The organism is Synechococcus sp. 63AY4M2 (assembly GCF_002760475.1).
Lineage (GTDB): Bacteria > Cyanobacteriota > Cyanobacteriia > Thermostichales > Thermostichaceae > Thermostichus.
In genome coordinates, this window is the sequence record NZ_AXUX01000001.1 from 2,633,884 (window position 1) to 2,649,457 (window position 15,574).

General features: G+C 60.4%; 16 protein-coding genes. 11 read left to right on the plus strand and 5 right to left on the minus strand.

Translation table 11 applies throughout. The features are described from left to right. Positions 1-204: 204 nt before the first annotated feature. Together SYN63AY4M2_RS11720 and SYN63AY4M2_RS11725 are read right to left on the minus strand one after the other, a co-directional pair. Positions 205-1,626, minus strand: coding sequence for an FGGY-family carbohydrate kinase (locus tag SYN63AY4M2_RS11720; RefSeq protein ID WP_099813045.1), 1,422 nt, complete (start codon positions 1,624-1,626; stop codon positions 205-207). A gap of 159 nt (positions 1,627-1,785) precedes the next feature. Beyond that, positions 1,786-2,271, minus strand: coding sequence for a 2Fe-2S iron-sulfur cluster-binding protein (locus tag SYN63AY4M2_RS11725; protein ID WP_099813046.1), 486 nt, complete (start codon positions 2,269-2,271; stop codon positions 1,786-1,788). Positions 2,272-2,450: 179 nt separating this feature from the next. On the opposite strand from SYN63AY4M2_RS11725, the gene ylqF reads away from it, so the two are divergent. From ylqF to SYN63AY4M2_RS11760, 7 genes are all read left to right on the plus strand, one after another. Then, positions 2,451-3,320: a ribosome biogenesis GTPase YlqF gene (ylqF, locus tag SYN63AY4M2_RS11730; protein ID WP_099887398.1), complete on the plus strand. Its 870-nt coding sequence runs from the start codon at positions 2,451-2,453 to the stop codon at positions 3,318-3,320. A 198-nt stretch (positions 3,321-3,518) separates the two neighbouring features. Next, positions 3,519-5,801, plus strand: a complete 2,283-nt coding sequence (locus tag SYN63AY4M2_RS11735; RefSeq protein WP_099887399.1) for a bifunctional (p)ppGpp synthetase/guanosine-3',5'-bis(diphosphate) 3'-pyrophosphohydrolase — start codon at positions 3,519-3,521, stop codon at positions 5,799-5,801. 94 nt (positions 5,802-5,895) lie between these two features. Then, a complete protein-coding gene (gene psbP, locus SYN63AY4M2_RS11740; protein WP_071813523.1) occupies positions 5,896-6,480 on the plus strand; it encodes a photosystem II reaction center PsbP in 585 nt (194 codons plus the stop codon). Positions 6,481-6,697: 217 nt separating this feature from the next. Beyond that, positions 6,698-7,492 carry a 3',5'-cyclic-AMP phosphodiesterase gene (cpdA, locus tag SYN63AY4M2_RS11745; RefSeq protein WP_041438436.1) on the plus strand — a complete coding sequence of 265 codons (795 nt, stop codon included), beginning with the start codon at positions 6,698-6,700 and terminating at the stop codon, positions 7,490-7,492. Between the two features lie 134 nt (positions 7,493-7,626). After that, the gene (locus SYN63AY4M2_RS11750; protein ID WP_011430761.1) at positions 7,627-8,781 is read left to right on the plus strand and encodes a homocysteine biosynthesis protein; all 1,155 of its coding nucleotides are present in this window, start codon (positions 7,627-7,629) and stop codon (positions 8,779-8,781) included. A gap of 143 nt (positions 8,782-8,924) precedes the next feature. After that, a complete protein-coding gene (locus SYN63AY4M2_RS11755) occupies positions 8,925-9,449 on the plus strand; it encodes a thermonuclease family protein (RefSeq protein ID WP_011430760.1) in 525 nt (174 codons plus the stop codon). Positions 9,450-9,506: 57 nt separating this feature from the next. After that, positions 9,507-10,175, plus strand: a complete 669-nt coding sequence (locus SYN63AY4M2_RS11760; RefSeq protein WP_011430759.1) for a cofactor assembly of complex C subunit B — start codon at positions 9,507-9,509, stop codon at positions 10,173-10,175. Positions 10,176-10,213: 38 nt separating this feature from the next. On the opposite strand, the gene bchI is transcribed toward SYN63AY4M2_RS11760, so the two are convergent. Continuing rightward, on the minus strand, positions 10,214-11,272 hold the full coding sequence (gene bchI / locus SYN63AY4M2_RS11765) for a magnesium chelatase ATPase subunit I (RefSeq protein WP_011430756.1): 1,059 nt from the start codon (positions 11,270-11,272) through the stop codon (positions 10,214-10,216). Between the two features lie 339 nt (positions 11,273-11,611). Between bchI and SYN63AY4M2_RS11770 the strand changes: the two genes are divergently transcribed. Continuing rightward, positions 11,612-12,025 carry a DUF4168 domain-containing protein gene (locus tag SYN63AY4M2_RS11770; RefSeq protein ID WP_011430755.1) on the plus strand — a complete coding sequence of 138 codons (414 nt, stop codon included), beginning with the start codon at positions 11,612-11,614 and terminating at the stop codon, positions 12,023-12,025. Between the two features lie 111 nt (positions 12,026-12,136). Continuing rightward, entirely contained in the window at positions 12,137-12,676 is a 540-nt protein-coding gene (locus SYN63AY4M2_RS11775) for a DUF3611 family protein (protein ID WP_099813050.1), read from the plus strand. Between the two features lie 164 nt (positions 12,677-12,840). On the opposite strand, the gene SYN63AY4M2_RS11780 is transcribed toward SYN63AY4M2_RS11775, so the two are convergent. Both SYN63AY4M2_RS11780 and psaK read right to left on the minus strand, forming a co-directional pair. Further along, the gene (locus SYN63AY4M2_RS11780) at positions 12,841-12,978 is read right to left on the minus strand and encodes a photosystem II reaction center protein K (protein ID WP_011430753.1); all 138 of its coding nucleotides are present in this window, start codon (positions 12,976-12,978) and stop codon (positions 12,841-12,843) included. Positions 12,979-13,103: 125 nt separating this feature from the next. Continuing rightward, positions 13,104-13,349 (minus strand): photosystem I reaction center subunit PsaK, encoded by a 246-nt coding sequence (gene psaK / locus SYN63AY4M2_RS11785; RefSeq protein ID WP_011430752.1) that lies wholly within the window; start codon positions 13,347-13,349, stop codon positions 13,104-13,106. Positions 13,350-13,689: 340 nt separating this feature from the next. Between psaK and SYN63AY4M2_RS11790 the strand changes: the two genes are divergently transcribed. Together SYN63AY4M2_RS11790 and SYN63AY4M2_RS11795 are read left to right on the plus strand one after the other, a co-directional pair. Beyond that, positions 13,690-14,664, plus strand: a complete 975-nt coding sequence (locus SYN63AY4M2_RS11790; RefSeq protein WP_011430751.1) for a fatty acid desaturase — start codon at positions 13,690-13,692, stop codon at positions 14,662-14,664. A gap of 1 nt (position 14,665) precedes the next feature. Further along, complete coding sequence (locus SYN63AY4M2_RS11795) at positions 14,666-15,547, plus strand: hypothetical protein (protein WP_099813051.1); 882 nt, start codon at positions 14,666-14,668, stop codon at positions 15,545-15,547. The last annotated feature ends 27 nt before the right edge of the window (positions 15,548-15,574 follow it).

Genomic DNA, 15,574 nt, shown 5'->3' on the forward strand with positions numbered 1-15,574 from the left:
ACAAACCTGTTCCCCCTTCGGGGGGATCCCTAGAAATTGGAAACCACGGATGACCCCACCATCCAGTGTGAAGTAGAAGGCGGTTCCCCCTTCGGGGGGATCCCTAGAAATTGGAAACCATGTTCCTCCTTTCCCCAGCAGGGGGCACTGGTCAAGTTCCCCCTTCGGGAGGATCCCTAGAAATTGGAAACAAAAGAAAACCTGCTACCCAGTGAGTAGCGGGTTAGTGGCTCTCCCTTCAGGGAATCTCCAGAAATTAGGAAGGCGGCTAAGGAACTCCGAGTAGATCTCGGTATAGGCCTTGACCCACTCGGGATCGGGCTGGATGAGGCGTTCCACCTGCACCAGCCGATCGGCAGCCTGCTGCACCGAGCAGCACCAATAGGCCGAGGCGGCCAGGACAGCTGCCCCTACGGCGGCCTCGGGGTGCTTGACCACTGCTAAGGGGCGGGCAAGGAGGCTGGCGCGCAGGCGCAGCCACAGAGGGCTTTTGCAGCCGCCGCCGGTGGTCAACAGCGTTCCCTCTATGGGGATCCCGTGGGCGGCCAAGGTCTCCAGCCCCAGCCGCTCCACCATTGCCACCCCTTCCAAGAGAGCTGCATAGAAGCGAGGGGATCCCACTTCCGCCTGGGGCAAGAAGCCGGCAAATTCACTATCCAGGATGGGAAAACGCTCGCCGGGTCGGCAGAGGGGATAGCTGACCAAGCCCGTGGGCAGATGGGCTTCCGCCTGCCGATCCAGGGCAGCAAAGTTGCCGCCGGGGAAGAAGTGGGGCAAGACCCCGCCGCCGCAGAAGGAGGCTGCTCCTGGCCACCAACTGGTTCGGTCGGGGTGCAGATGGGAGTAGAGGCTTTGCGTTTGCACGGGATAGGACTCCGTCCCGCTCACGCGAACAGCACTGTTGGCCTTGAAGATGAGGGTTGTGCCCAGGCTGGTGGCAACCTGCCCCAAGCGAGTAGCCCCTGCGGCCAACTGTCCGGCGCAGCCATCGGTGATCCCGGCAGCAATCAGCACCTCTGGCCCCAGCTCCCACTCCGCCCGCACCGTTCCCAGAACCGTTCCTGGCGCCACCACCTCAGGAAAGCGCTTGGGGTCGAGGCCATGGCGAGACAGCCACTCCCGCGGCCACGTGTAGGTTTCCAGGTCGAAGCCGCTTTTTAGGGCATGGGTGTGATCGGTTACCCGCCGGCGGCCTCCCAGTTGGCTCAGGAGAAAGTCCGCCGGGTGGGCCAGGTAGCTGTCCCGGTATTGATCAGGATGGGCTTCTGCCCACCACAGCCAGCGGCTGAGCCCCCAACTGGCCGGGATCCCCAAGCGCCGGGCCTGGGCCTGTCCCCGCAGGTCGGAATACAGCCAGGCCTGATCCAGCGGCATGCCCCGCCCGTCTACCGGCAAAACCGTGCCAGAGGTGCTACAGGCACTGAGGGCAACGATGGCGTAGCGATCCCCCAGTTGGGTCTTCAGGTGTGCCAGCAGCGTCTTCAGGGTGCGCAGCCAGCGGCCCGGGTTGGTTTCTGGGGGATCCCAGGAGCGCTCGCTTTTGCCCACTATCTCGCCTGCCTCCGAGAGGGCCACCACCCGCATCCCCGAAGTACCCAGGTCGATCCCAAGAAACACAGGGTTCATAAGGACTTGCTAGCAGAGTAAACTACCCGGCTCCGACCGCCCCCCTTCCCCCCAACCCCCCGTATACGGGGGGCAGGGGGGCGGGGGGATTGAGGGGGGTACGGTGCGGGGCTGCTGCGGTTTCTAGCTGAACTAGCGCGAAGAGCTTCCCTCAAATGGCTAAAAATCTCGGCTGCTGAGGGCCAAGGCCTCTTGGATATCCAGATCCAAATTCTTCACCGACTCCAGCACCGAGCGCGTAATCAGCTTGCCCGCTTGCACCAAAACGGCGCCAGTTACTGGGTGCAAAAGGGGCTGCTCCGCCCGCCGCCCAATCAACACCTCGATATCCTTAAAAGCGTTGATGTACATCCCCACCGGCAACTCCACCACCACCCCTTCCCCCAGAACCCGCGCTTGACAAGCTAGGCGGGAATTGGTCTTACGAGTGGTGATCACCTCCAAGGTGCGCTGCTCCCGGGGGGTCATGGCCGAGAGCGATTCCATCCCCTCTTTTACATACACATGACAGGTGGCGCAGAGGCCGCGCCCGCCGCACTCTTTCAAGACATTCAGCTCTTCCCGCAACAGCACCGAGAGCAAGTTGCTGTTGGTGGCCACTTCCGACACCTGAGCAATGGGATCCAACCGCACCCGCTTGACCATTGTCTCTCCTTCGTTGTTACATCCCTTAACGTTAGCTTGTCCTGGCAAGGGATCCTAGTCACACCTATACTGTATTATTTTTTACTCGCCCTGGGATTGGGAAGGAGCGGGCTGGGCAGGCTAAAGTAGATCCTGTCCTTGTTTGCGTAGCCGTCGAGCTTTTCCAAGGTTTTGGCGGCATGAGCTCTCCGCCCATCCAGTGGTATCCCGGCCATGTGGCCAAGGCCATTGGCCAGTTGCGGGAACAATTGCGGCTGGTGGACGTGGCAATTGAAGTGGTGGACGCGCGGATCCCGCTGGCCAGCCGTCACCCTGAGCTGGACAAGTGGCTGGGGGAAAAACCTCGCCTCTTGGCGCTTAACCGAGCCGATTCCATTGCGGCAAGGGATCTCAAAGCGTGGCAGGAGCATTTTTCGCAGCAAGGGATCCCGGTCTATCCCACCAACGGTCAATCGGGAGAAGGGGTGCCCCGCCTCAAGCAAGCCATCTTACAGATGGGGCAAGCGGTAAACGAGCGGCGGCAACGGCGGGGCATGCGGCCGCGGGCTGTCCGGGCCGTGGTGGTGGGTTTTCCCAATGTGGGCAAGTCTGCCTTGTTGAATCGACTTTTGGGACGGCGAGCCGTCGAGAGCGCTGCGCGCCCTGGGGTAACCCGGCAACTGCAGTGGGTACGGCTAGGGGGGGAGTTGGATTTGCTGGACTCGCCGGGCATCCTCCCGCCTTCGCTGCCGGATCAGCGGGCAGCCACGCTGCTAGCCATCTGCGATGACATTGGCGCTGCCGCCTACGACCCCGAGCGCGTAGCGGCCTACTTTGTGGATCAACTGCTGCAGGTGCAGCCCCAGGCCCAAGCCCTGCTGCAACAGCGCTACGGCTGGCTCGATCCAATCCCCCCTGGCAGCGTGGCAGTCCAGGAGCTGGCCCAACGGCGCTACCAAGGCGATACCGAGCGAGCGGCAAGGCAAATCCTCAACGACTACCGCAAGGGGTGGCTAGGGCCTCTAGCTTTGCAACTTCCTCCCACCTCTAGCCCCCCAGCAAGAGGCTAGCTTCATCTGTCTGTATATGTTGCTACGAGATGCGGCAGAGTGAGTGATACGATGGAACTAGAATACTAACACTGCGCCAGATTTTTCCCTGAAGTTTTTCGCAGCGCTTTTTGCCTTTAACCTGCCTGCGGACGAGTCAAGTTGGGGATAGGCTGTAAGAAACTCCAGGGAGTAGACCATCCTCCTTGCTAGATTCCCATGGGTCAGCCTGCTGTTGCCGCCAGCTTAGAAGGAGGCTTTGACCTAAACAACCTCGATTTTGAGGTGCCACGGTGGCTGCGTGCTTTGCTTTCTGGCGCTGAAGATCTCGGCGATGGGCTGCGATCCTACACGGCGGAAGAGGCAGATTTGCTGCGCCGGGCCTTCGAGTTTGCCTACTGTTTGCACAAGGGCCAAAAGCGGAAATCAGGGGATCCCTACATCGCCCATCCGGTGGCCGTGGCCAGCCTGTTGCGGGAGTTGGGGGGTGACGCCGTTACCGTAGCTGCTGGCCTTCTGCACGATGTTGTCGAAGATACGGAAGTTACCCTGGAGGCCCTAGAGGCCGAATTTGGCCCTGAGGTTCGCCTGCTGGTGGAGGGGGTAACCAAGCTTTCTCAGTTTAATTTCTCCAGCAAAACGGAGCAGCAAGCAGAAAACTTCCGCCGCATGTTTGTGGCCATGGCCAAGGATATCCGGGTCATTGTGGTCAAGTTGGCGGATCGCTTGCACAACATGCGCACGCTGCAATATCTGCCCCCCCACAAGCAAAAACAGATTGCAGCCGAAACTATGGAGATCTTCGCCCCCTTGGCCAACCGGCTGGGGATCTGGCATTTCAAGTGGGAACTGGAAGACTTGGCCTTTAAGTACCTGGACTACGAAGCCTATCGCCAGATTCAAGAGCTGGTCAACGCCAAGCGTAGCGAGCGAGAGGCAGAGATCCAAGCGTTTATTGAAGAGCTGCGGAAGCACCTCATTCAAGGGGGGCTAGAGCACTTTGAGATTAGCGGGCGGCCCAAGCACCTGTACGGCATCTACCGCAAGATGCAGCAGCAGCGCAAAGAATTTCACGAGATCTACGATCTCCTGGCCGTGCGGGTTATCGTGCAAACCGTGAGCGAATGCTACCGGGTGCTGGCGGTCGTTCACAACTGTTTTCGCCCCATTCCGGGTCGTTTCAAAGACTACATTGGCTTGCCCAAGGCCAACCGCTACCAATCTTTGCATACGGCTGTGATCGGCCTACAGGGCCGACCGGTGGAGGTGCAGATCCGCACCGAAGAGATGCACCGCGTGGCCGAATACGGCATTGCCGCCCACTGGAAGTACAAAGAAGCCGGCAGCACCCCCGTAAAGCCCGAGGAAGAGCGCTTTACCTGGCTGCGGCAACTGTTGGAGTGGCAAAACGACCTCAAGGACGACAAAGAATACCTGGACACCATTCGCGAGAACCTATTTGAGAGCGAGGTTTACGTCTTTACGCCCAAAGGAGACTTGCTGGCCCTGCCCCAGGGATCCTGCCCGGTGGACTTTGCCTATCGCATTCACTCTGAAATTGGGGATCACTGTGCCGGGGCGCGGGTGAACAACAAGATCGTGCCCTTGAATACCCGCCTGCGCAATGGCGACATTGTCCAAATCATCACCCACAAGAACGCCCACCCCAGCCTGGACTGGATCAATTTTGTAGCCACCAGCTCGGCCCGCAACCGCATTCGCCAATGGTTTAAGCGCTGCAATCGCGAGCAAAACATCGCCCGGGGCCGGGACTTGCTGGAGCGGGAGCTGGGCAAAACGGGGTTCGATGCGCTGCTCAAGTCGGAGCGGATGCAAAAGGTGGCCGAGAAGCTCAACTACACCAGCGTGGACGACCTGCTGGCGGCGCTGGGCTATGGAGAGGTCACCCCCACGCAGGTGCTCCATCGGCTGCAGGAGGTGAGCAAGCCGGCAGTCTCTCCCCCGCCAGAGGAGGGATCCCTTGAGGAAGCCAAGCTGCTGCTGCCGCGGGCCAATGGGAGCCGAGGTTCCAGCCGATCCCAATCTCCCATCCTGGGGGTGGAGGGTCTGAAACACCAGTTGGCCAAATGTTGCAACCCGCTGCCAGGGGATCCCATCCTGGGCGTGGTTACCCGCTTCAAGGGTATCACCATTCATCATCGCGATTGTCCGCGGGTGGCTCAGGTTCCGGGGGAGCGGCTGGTGCCGGTGCGCTGGAACGAGGAGCAATTACGGCAGAGCACCCAGATCTACCCTGTGGAACTGCGCCTGGAGGTCATTGACCGCGTTGGCGTGCTGCGGGACATCCTTTCCCGTCTTTCGGATCAGAGCATTAATGTGCGCAATGCCAGGGTGCAGACCTTTGCCAACCGTACGGCTCTGATCGATCTCTGTATTGATGTGCGGGACAAAAAACAGCTCGACCAAGTTCAGAGTCAATTGCGCCAGCTCTCGGATGTGCTGGTGTTGCGCTCCCGCCACTACCAGAACGGATCCCGCTGAAGAACTTCTAGGGTCTTTTTTTCGCTGGTTCGAGAGGAGGCGCCCATATTAGGATGATTGAGATGGGTAACCAATCTGAGCGGAGGATCCCGGCATGTCAGCAGCACAAGGTGGGCATCTTGCCCGATTCGGACAGCGGCTCTCTGGGGTGTTGTTACTGCTCTGTGTTTGCCTCAGCTTGCTCACCGGTGCCTGCTCCGCAGGCTCTAACTTGCGCGCCTACAGGGATCCTGGCGGAGCCTTTGCCTTTGCCTATCCCAACGGCATGGTGGCAGTGAACTTGGGGCCAGGGAAAGGGCCAGCGGTGCTTCTGCGCGACTTGGTCTACGAGACGGAGAACGTCAGCCTGATGATTGCCCCCTTTGATAAGGGAGAGACGATTGCCGATCTGGGTGGCCCGGACGAGGTGGGGCAATTGGTGGCGGAGAAGATCATCGCCCCGGAAGGCTCTGGTCGCTCGACCAAGCTGTTGGCCGCCGAAGCTTTTGAGCGGCAAGGCCGGCCCTACTACCTGTTTGAGTACCAAACCGATATCGGATCCCAGCTCCGCCACGAGGTAGTGACGGTAACCGTGCGCCACCATCGCCTCTATACTCTGACTGCCTCCACCCAAGAATCCCGCTGGCCGCAGGTGCAGGCTGCCTTCAGGAATGTGGGCCATTCTTTGAATGTCTCTTAAGACTTTTCTCCAAGATTTTTTGAGAATCTTAGCTGCTCTAGGAAGCCTCAGCCAAGGCAGGCCTGATTGCAGAAATCGCATCAATGCCCAATCCATATAAAGGTTGTACCAATTGAGATCGATTTGGCTCTTCAGATCCCAGGCGAGACATCTGCTGCTAAAACGGTAATGTTTTAAATCTGCAGAGATGGGCTTCTATCCCCCTTCAGTCTGGTCTATGACCGTATACGTGGTTCAGATCAGCGACCTGCATCTGTTTGCCAAGCCGCACCAGCGGCTGTTGGGGGTGGACACGGAGACCTCTTTCCTGCAGGTGCAAAAGGCCATTGCCGCCTTGGATCCCTTGCCCGATCTGCTGCTGCTCACCGGGGATCTCGCCCAGGATGGCAGCGCCGCCGCCTATGCCCGTTTGCGGGAGCATCTGCGAGCTCTTCCCATCGACACCTATTGGCTGGCGGGAAACCACGATCGCCTTCATAACATGAACTCAGAGCTCTGCGCCGAGCGAGTACACCGGGAGAAAAGCTTCAGCCGAGAGAACTGGAGCTTTATTTTGTTGAACTCTCTGGTGCCGGGCAAAGACAGCGGCTACCTAACGGATGGCGCCTTGCTGTGGCTCCGCCAGGAGCTGCAGCGCAGCCAGGCTGCCCAGAACCATGTTCTCTTGGCCCTGCATCACCCCCCCTTCTCGGTGGATTCCGACTGGCTGGATCAGAGTGCCCTGCAGCAGCCGGAGCGGCTGTTTCAGGTTTTGGACGAGTTCGACCACATTCGCCTGGTGATCTTCGGCCACATCCACCAAGACCTGCACCGCCGCCGGCAGGGGGTCGATTACTTTGCCTGTCCCTCCACCTGTGTGCAATTTCGCCCCAAAAGCTCTCGGTTTAGCCTGGACGTGATCCCCCCGGCCCTGAGGCAGATATGGCTGGAGCAGGATGGCAGCTTCAAAACCCAGGTGCAACGGGTGGAAGCCGCCCTGCAAATGCCCAACCTAGCTCTGAAAGGGTACTGAAAGATCCCCCTCTCAGCCGACGGCAACCCTCCCCCCTCGAGCGCCTTTGGGCTCTCTAAGCTATTGATATTGATTGGCGCTGTGGCCCCTCTGGGAGGGAGATCTGCCCAGACCCTTGCCATCTTTTGAAGGCGATGGAAAGAACTCTAGAAGAAATTAACCGGCGCATTGCCAAAGGCCAGGTGCGGGTGTGGACGGCCCTGGAAGCCAAGGCCAAGCTGGCCACCCTCAGCCTTGAGGAGGCCTTTGAGCAGGTGGATGTGGTAACCACGGGCACCTTTGAGCCGATGGAGTCGTCGGGGGCCATCCTCAACCTGGGCCATACGGATCCGCCGATCAAGATTCGCCAGGCTTGGCTAAATGGGGTGCCCGCCTATGCCGGCTTTGGCGCCGTGGATCTTTACCTAGGGGCAGCCCAGCCCAGCGAGCAAGCCGATCACCCCTACGGGGGCGGCCACGTTATCGCCGATCTGGTGGCCGGCAAGCGGGTGCACCTGCGGGCTGTTGGCCAGGTAACCGACTGCTATCCCCGCGCTGACTACGAGACCACCCTGACGCGGGATCAGCTCAACCAGTTCTACCTGTTCAACCCCCGCAACGCCTACCAAAACTTCATTGTCGGCGTCAACGGCGGGGATCGGCCCCTGTACACCTATTTGGGCCTGCTGGAGCCGCACCTGGGCAATGCCGTCTATTCCAATCCAGGTGAGCTCTCCCCCCTCCTCAACGACCCCCTCCTGCGCCGGGTGGGGATCGGCAGCCGCATCTTTCTGGGGGGCGGCATCGGCTACATCGCCTGGGAAGGCACCCAACACTTCCCGCGGCAAAAACGGCTGCCCAACCAAACCCCCATCGGCCCTGCCGCCACCTTGGCCCTCATTGGCGACGCCAAACAGATGCAAGCCGAATGGGTGCGGGGCTGCTACTTCCGCAACTACGGCCCCAGCTTGATGTTGGGGGTTGGGATCCCCATCCCCATCCTTTCCCCCGCCGATCTGGAGCCCATCGCCATCCGGGATGAGGAGCTGGTGGCGCCGGTGATCGACTTTTCCATCCCCCGGCGGGTGCGCCCCACCTTTGGCCTGGTGAGCTATGCCCAGCTCAAATCCGGCCACATCACCCTCAACGGCCGCAAGGTGCGCACCGCTCCCCTGGCCAGCCTGCGCCGCTCGATGCAAGTTGCTGAGATCCTCAAACAATGGATTGTAAGCGGTCAGTTTACGCTCACCCAGCCGGTTGCTCCCCTATCCTTGGATCGGGAGTTTCTCGCCCAGAACCCCCACCCATAGTAGGAATCCCCATCTCCCAAACCGGCCATCGGATCCCTGGCAAGGGGTTGTCTTCCAGGCAGTTGCCGCTACCATTACGCCTTAGGTGTTGCCGACAAACGCTCCCTGGGGGAGGGGAGCCGCTATCCGCAAGGGGGAAAGACATGTTCCGGCGTATTGCTGTTGGCTCTGCGGTGTTGGGATGGCTCTTGGCCCTGCCCGGCCACGGCTTTGGGGAGCGGCGGGTTGTGCCCGATACCCCCTTCTACTTCGACAACCACTACTTTGATCGCTACCCGGATGCAGTGGTGGTGAGCGTGGTCAACGGTGACACGCTGGTGGTGCAGGTCGAAGGGGAACAGAAATTGCGCCTCATCCGCCTGGCCGGGATCCAAGGTCTTAGCCCGGAGGAGGATCCCTTTTACCAGCAAGCAATTGAGCTGATGCGGGAGCGCATCCTGCACCGCACCGTCAAGCTGGAAGGGGATAAGCTGCTGCGCAATGTGGATGCCACCGGCTTGGTGGAGGCCTACGTCTGGCTGGAGGGCCAGCAGATGAACGCTATGCTGGTGCGCAACGGCCTGGCCCGCATCGCTCCCTACAGCCACAACATCAAATACGACAGCTACTTCGGTGGCCTGCAAAAAAGAGCCCGCCAAGAGCGCCTCGGCATCTGGAGCCGCCTCTGACGCCTTGGATAGCTCTAGACTGGGTTTACTGGGCACTCTGAGAGACGTCTGCCTGCTTTGAGGGTTAAATCCACTCCGGCTTCCCGGGATCCCAATCGCTGGCTGAGGCGGCTGCCTTTGGTGACCGGCCTTCTGGGCAGCGTCCTTGTGCTGGCCAATCGCCTGCTGTTTACGCCGGAGTTGCTGGCCAGCCAGTCCCGCTCCGACGCCTTGGGGATCCTCCTCAGCGCTGTTTTGATCTTGACCGGCCTGCTGTGGCAGCAGATCCAGCCGCGTCCTCCCCAGGCTGCCCCCCTGCAGGGAAGTCCAGGTTGCGACTGGCACCCGGATCTGTCCGAGAGGGAAAAACTGGAGCTGGCCTGGGCTTCCCACACCCTGCTCAGCACCACCGCCGCCCGCACCGTGGTGATCTGGGTGGAGGGGCGCACCCTGCTGCAGCGGGGGATCCTGGCCAGCCCCGGCCACTTGCCCTCCCTGCAGCTTCAGGGCACCCTGCAGCAGGTATTGGAGACACGTCAGCCCCTCTACCTGGGGGATCTGAGATTTTTCCCCGCCCGCGCCGAGTTCGACGGCCTGTTGCCCCCCGGATCCCAGGCAGTTCTCTGCCAGCCCATCGGCCAGAGGGGATGCCTCATTTTGGGCAGCGACAGGCCGCGCAGCTTCAGCCGCCAGGAGCGGGCCTGGGTTGCCGCCATCGCCGACAAACTGGAAGCCCTATTTGCCTAGCTCCCCTCTCCCAGGGGGAGAGGGGCTGGGGGTGAGAGCTAAGCGGCGCTCTCCAGGCTCACCTGAAACACCTCGCTAAAGGCCTTCTCGACCTTGTAGCCGGAGTCGATGGTTTCCAGCGGATCCTTGCGCAGGCGGTGGCGCAAACACAAGCTGATGACCCGGCGAATATCGGCAACGGTGACCTCGCTGCGCCCCTCCAGAGCTGCCAACGCCTTGGCTGCCCGGTTGGTGACGATATCGCCCCGCAGCCCATCCACCTCCAGCGCCGCACACACGCCGGAGATCTTCAGGCGCAACTCAGGATCCACCATCACAGTCGGCAAGAGGTGCTGGGCCTTTTCAATGCGCTCCCGCAGGCGCTGCTGGGCCTCGGCGTATTTGGCCAGAAAAGCCTGGGGGTCGGCGTCGAACTGGCTGCGCTCCTCCACGATCTGCACTCGCAGGGCCGGATCCCGCACCGTCTCGATGCGGACAAACATGCCGAAGCGATCCAAGAGTTGGGGCCGCAATTCTCCCTCTTCAGGGTTGCCGGATCCCACCAGGACAAAGCGGGCCGGGTGGCGAATGGAAATCCCTTCCCGCTCCACCGTGTTCCAGCCAGAGGCCGCCGCATCCAGCAAGACATCCACCAGGTGGTCGTCCAGGAGGTTGACCTCGTCCACGTAGAGGATGCCGCGGTTGGCCTTGGCCAAGAGCCCCGGCTCAAAAGCCTTCACCCCCTGAGACAAGGCGCGCTCGATGTCGAGAGTGCCGCAGACCCGGTCTTCCGTGGCTCCCAGGGGCAGATCCACCATCGGCACCTGGATCCAGGTGGTTTCCAGGGTTTCCCCCGCCTGCAGGCGCTCCCACACCTGGTCGCTCATCAGATCCCGCTGCCGCGGGTGGCTGTTGAACGGATCCCCCTTGACAACCTCGATCTGGGGCAGCAGATCGGCCAAGGCGCGGATGGTGGTGGACTTGCCCGTGCCGCGATCCCCCATGATTAGCACCCCGCCGATGCGGGGATCGATGACGTTGAGGAGCAGGGCCAACTTCATCTCCTCCTGGCCGACAATGGCGGTAAACGGGAAAACCGGGCGACGTTCCAAGTTCATAGAGGCAACAACGAGCATCTACCCCCATTATCCCAGAGGCCACTCCCCCTGGGCCGTCGAGATGGGCAGGAAAGAGATGGAAAGGCCGCACCAGGAACCTCAAGGCCGCTTTTCGGTCAAATAAAAAGCAGGCTCTGGGATCCCTGGCCTTTTGCCGGGAAAAACAGATAGCATCAGAGCCTATACCCGGAGTGGGTTGAAGCTGGGTAAAGGCGAGAGCTACACCAAAGTAGGGAGGATCCCAAAAGCGCCAGCAACCCTGTTGAAGACCAGTTATCGGGTGGGGAGATAGCAGCGGTGTCAGGTCAAGCAAGTCGGAGACGGTGGACAGCATTCTCCATGCCCAACTTGGCCCAAAAAGGGCTGGTGGGCCTGATCTGGGCCTGTACTTGGATCCCTGTCTTGGGCATTTCCCTTGCCGTAGCCCAAACCCCGGCCACCTCTCTGGTTTTGACCGATGAACAGGTCGCCAAGTACGCCCGCATCGTCCTGGAGATGGAGCCCCACCGACAACAGGCCCAGCAGCGCTCCCAGGCCACCGCGGATCCGGCCAGCAAAGATCAAATCCGGCGGGAGTTCATTCGCACCGCCACCGAGATCATCACCCGCCACGGCATGACCGTGCCCGAATACAACCGCATTACCTTGTGGATTCGCTCCGAAGAAGGCAAAACCCTCCGACATCGCATCGAAGCCGAAATCCTGCGCCTGCAAAGCGGGGATCCCAGCGTGAGCCCTAGCCCCAAACCCTAACCCCCCTTGGATCCCCTGCAGCGCTTTGGCCTGGATGTGACGGAGGACGGAAGATAGCGGTAGGCTGGAAGCGGAGGTCAGTGCTCGTCCGTAGAGAGCGGGGGGAGAGCGATGAACGAGCCTATGTCGCCGTCAGTACGGGTGGCTGTCGAGCGCATGAAGTCTCGCTTGCGCCTGACGCGCCGCTTCGGGTTCTGGTTTCAGGCGGTTCTGGGGGCAACAGCTCTGCTGCTCTGGCTGGGATTTTTGGTTGGCCAGAATACCCTCTATCGCGACGACTCGACGGGGGCCTTTATCGCCTTCTGGTTTACCCTGTTTACCCTTCTAACCCTGGCAGCCGGTCTCTTCTTTAACTGGCGCTACCTGCTCCAGGCGGAGCGCCGCTCAGTATCCGCCGCTACCCCAAGCCAGTTGGATCTGCCCAAGCAGTTGCAATGGGTTACCTATGTCAGCCTGACCGGCGCTTTCTTGGCCCTCATCGCTATGGAGGCGCAGGTGGGAGAGCTGCTGGTGCGGCTGTTTACCCGCACGCTGAGCACCCAGACGGCAGGAGTGCTGCTGCTGGCTGCCAATATCAACGTTACCTTTGCCCACTTCGTCTGCTTGGCAGGGGTGCTCTGGATTACCGGCGCCCTCGACCGCGAGCCCTGAACCCCAGCCAGCCAGTCTCAGCTTTGCAAGGCAGAGAATCAGGCCTGCGGCGCAGCGGCCTGCCCCAAACCTGCCCCAACTAAAACTATCCCCCCGCCAGAACAAGAGGGGTAAGCAAAAGCAGTCCCAAAGTCCGTAGTTGCCAATCGCAGATTCCGAGGGCTTCACTTAAAGCCCACCGCCGCCTGCCAAACAAAAGCCAGCAGGAAAAACAAAACGGGGATAATCGGCAAAATGTCGATCAGGGGATCGAACAACTCATAGCCTTCTGGCAAAGCCGCCAGGAGCATCATCGCAGGCATGACAACAAACCTCGACAAGAAGGAAGTGGAGCTGGAGAAACTGCTCTTTTTCAGGATTGATAGAGAGTTTAACATTGCCGGGCGGAGATTCCCGCTAAGGTCAAGAAATGTAAACGGAAAATGCCTCAGAGAACCCCCATATTGGAGAGGCCCAAGATCACCCCCACGCCCAGCAGATGGCCGAAGCTGGCGACCCCCAGCACTTCCGGCCAGGTCATCCCCAACACAGGCCCGGTTTCTGAAGCCACACCCGAAGAGGACTTGAAGCTTAGGTAGGCCAGCCCTGTGCAGAGCAGGATAATCACCGCGCTCAGGGGAGACCAAGGGCTGGTTTGGGCAGTCATAGCCAACGGCGCAACAATGGGCAGCATGGTTTTCCTCCTCAGCTCAGGTTAACCGCCCCCTAGATTACCCCCATTCCGCAACTCCCAAAGGGATCCCCACATGAATTGCAACAGAGGCCGCAACAAAACCTCACACTGTGGCTTCTTCTGGCCTCATGGCCGATCTACCCCTCGCCGGGAACGGTCGAGACGGGCTGGAGTTGGCAAGAAAAATCCGGCCTGGGCCAACGAGGGGAGCAGCTCTCTGCCGTATACTAACGAAAGTTAACAAATTGTTCTCTTCCCCCGCTTTTGAGGTGATGACCTGGCTTTGTTGCCTTAATCCATCCTCACCGTCTGCGCTGTGCACACCCAAGGATGGCTGCCGATGACTGCTGCTGCGACTCCGCAACCGGATCCCAAGCCTTTTGCGTTACCCCGTGAGCTGTTGGGGCCGCCGCCAGAATTTTGGAATCCCACCCTGCTGATGTTTTTGGCGGCGGTGGCGCTTTCGGCCTCTTGCTTTGGCGGGTACGCCTTCTGGCATTGGCCCCGCTGGCTGGTGTTTTGGCTGAATTTTGTCGCCCTGTATGTTCTGGGCACAGTGATCCACGATGCCTCGCACGGCTCGGCCCACCGCAACCGCTTTTTAAACGAGGCGCTGGGCCATGGCTCTGCCCTGTTACAGGGCTTTGTCTATCCGGTCTTTAAGCGGGTGCACATGCAACACCATGCCCACGTCAACCATCCCGAAGACGATCCCGATCACTATGTGTCTACGGGCGGGCCGCTGTGGCTAATTGCGCCGCGCTTTTTCTACCATGAGGTGTTTTTCTTCAAGCGGCAGCTCTGGCGCAAAGGTCGCTGGGATCTGCTGCAATGGGGGCTGAGTCGGCTGGTGGTGATCCTAACGTTTGCGCTGGCCATTCACTTTGGCTACACCGACTACATCATGAACTATTGGCTGCCCCCCGCCTTTATTATGGGCTTCTTGTTGGGCCTGTTTTTCGACTATCTGCCCCATCGCCCTTTTCAATCCCAAGAGCGGTGGTACAACGCCAGGGTTTACCCTGGCTGGCTGACCAATATTCTGCTGCTGGGGCAAAACTATCACTTGATCCACCATCTCTGGCCCTCGGTTCCCTGGTACAAGTATCAGGCGGCCTACTGGGCGGCCAAACCTGAGCTGGACGCGCGTAACTGCCAGCAAACGCTGGGGATCTGGGAGAGAGGGGAGTTTTGGAGCTTTTTGTACGACGCGCTGATTGGCCTGCACTGGCACAAGCCCAACGGGCCAACCCGTTCCGCTGCGCCAGCCGATCCAGAATCTGCGGGATCCGCTGCGGATCTGAGGCTTAGTTAACATGGTCTTGCCGACGCTGCGGATCCCTCAGTTGCTGCTGTTTGTGGAGGCGGCCAGCTTGCTGCAGGACACCAGCCAGGTTCTCTTACAGGCCGGTCAGGCGACGGCGGATTTGCCAGAGGTGATTGCGGAAGCGCAAGCGCGGGCGGAAGCCCAATTGCAAACCCTTGGGATCCCGGCAGAGTTGCGGGCGCAGGCCCGAGGGATCCTGAGGCTGACTTCGCCGCCGCAGGTGCTGGCCTACCTGCAGGATTTGTTGGACAGGGGATCCGGCCCCGATTTGGAAGCCTTTTTGGAGCAGGCGGGATCCGGCTCTACCCTGTTGCGCTTTCCGCCCCTGTTGGTGGGGGCTGTGGCTTTGCAGGTGTTGCTGGAGCGGCTGGATTTTTCTCCGCAAGAGAAAGCTGTGTTGCAAGCCCAACGGGATCAATGGGAACAGGCCCTGGCAGAATTGGCCGCTCGCCACAAGGTTTCCCCAGAGCCGCTGCGGGCTGCTGCGGAGACAGCGCTGCGGGCTGCCTCAGCAGAAGAGCTGCTGCAACTGGGGCAGGATCTCTTTCAAGATCTCCAGGATCTCGCCGGGGCCGATTCTGAGCCGGAAGCCGAGTCTCAGGTGGAGCTGGCGGGGCCTCTGGTGTTCCTGATGGTGGCCGATCACCTGTTGGCCCAGACAGAGCATCCCCTCACCCCGGAGCAGCGGCTGGACTTACAAATCAACCGCGCCGAGGCAGAAAGCCGCCTTTTGGCCATGCAAAAGCTGGGCCGTCTTGAAAACTTGGCGGAGCAGCGGGCTTACATTCGCTCCTGGATTAACCAAACTTCTGTACCGGATTTGCTGCGGGCCTTGGATCGCTTTTTTGCGGCGTCTGAACCCAACGCGTGAGGCCTGCAGATCACCAGAGGTTCCGTA

What these genes read in the sequence shown, in the direction of transcription:
- SYN63AY4M2_RS11720 (WP_099813045.1), bottom strand. Translation starts at nt 1,626, where the DNA reads ATGAACCCTGTGTTTCTTGGGATCGACCTGGGTACTTCGGGGATGCGG.
- SYN63AY4M2_RS11725 (WP_099813046.1), bottom strand. Translation starts at nt 2,271, where the DNA reads ATGGTCAAGCGGGTGCGGTTGGATCCCATTGCTCAGGTGTCGGAAGTG.
- ylqF (WP_099887398.1), top strand. Translation starts at nt 2,451, where the DNA reads ATGAGCTCTCCGCCCATCCAGTGGTATCCCGGCCATGTGGCCAAGGCC.
- SYN63AY4M2_RS11735 (WP_099887399.1), top strand. Translation starts at nt 3,519, where the DNA reads ATGGGTCAGCCTGCTGTTGCCGCCAGCTTAGAAGGAGGCTTTGACCTA.
- psbP (WP_071813523.1), top strand. Translation starts at nt 5,896, where the DNA reads ATGTCAGCAGCACAAGGTGGGCATCTTGCCCGATTCGGACAGCGGCTC.
- cpdA (WP_041438436.1), top strand. Translation starts at nt 6,698, where the DNA reads ATGACCGTATACGTGGTTCAGATCAGCGACCTGCATCTGTTTGCCAAG.
- SYN63AY4M2_RS11750 (WP_011430761.1), top strand. Translation starts at nt 7,627, where the DNA reads ATGGAAAGAACTCTAGAAGAAATTAACCGGCGCATTGCCAAAGGCCAG.
- SYN63AY4M2_RS11755 (WP_011430760.1), top strand. Translation starts at nt 8,925, where the DNA reads ATGTTCCGGCGTATTGCTGTTGGCTCTGCGGTGTTGGGATGGCTCTTG.
- bchI (WP_011430756.1), bottom strand. Translation starts at nt 11,272, where the DNA reads ATGAACTTGGAACGTCGCCCGGTTTTCCCGTTTACCGCCATTGTCGGC.
- SYN63AY4M2_RS11770 (WP_011430755.1), top strand. Translation starts at nt 11,612, where the DNA reads ATGCCCAACTTGGCCCAAAAAGGGCTGGTGGGCCTGATCTGGGCCTGT.
- SYN63AY4M2_RS11775 (WP_099813050.1), top strand. Translation starts at nt 12,137, where the DNA reads ATGAACGAGCCTATGTCGCCGTCAGTACGGGTGGCTGTCGAGCGCATG.
- SYN63AY4M2_RS11780 (WP_011430753.1), bottom strand. Translation starts at nt 12,978, where the DNA reads ATGCCTGCGATGATGCTCCTGGCGGCTTTGCCAGAAGGCTATGAGTTG.
- psaK (WP_011430752.1), bottom strand. Translation starts at nt 13,349, where the DNA reads ATGCTGCCCATTGTTGCGCCGTTGGCTATGACTGCCCAAACCAGCCCT.
- SYN63AY4M2_RS11790 (WP_011430751.1), top strand. Translation starts at nt 13,690, where the DNA reads ATGACTGCTGCTGCGACTCCGCAACCGGATCCCAAGCCTTTTGCGTTA.
- SYN63AY4M2_RS11795 (WP_099813051.1), top strand. Translation starts at nt 14,666, where the DNA reads ATGGTCTTGCCGACGCTGCGGATCCCTCAGTTGCTGCTGTTTGTGGAG.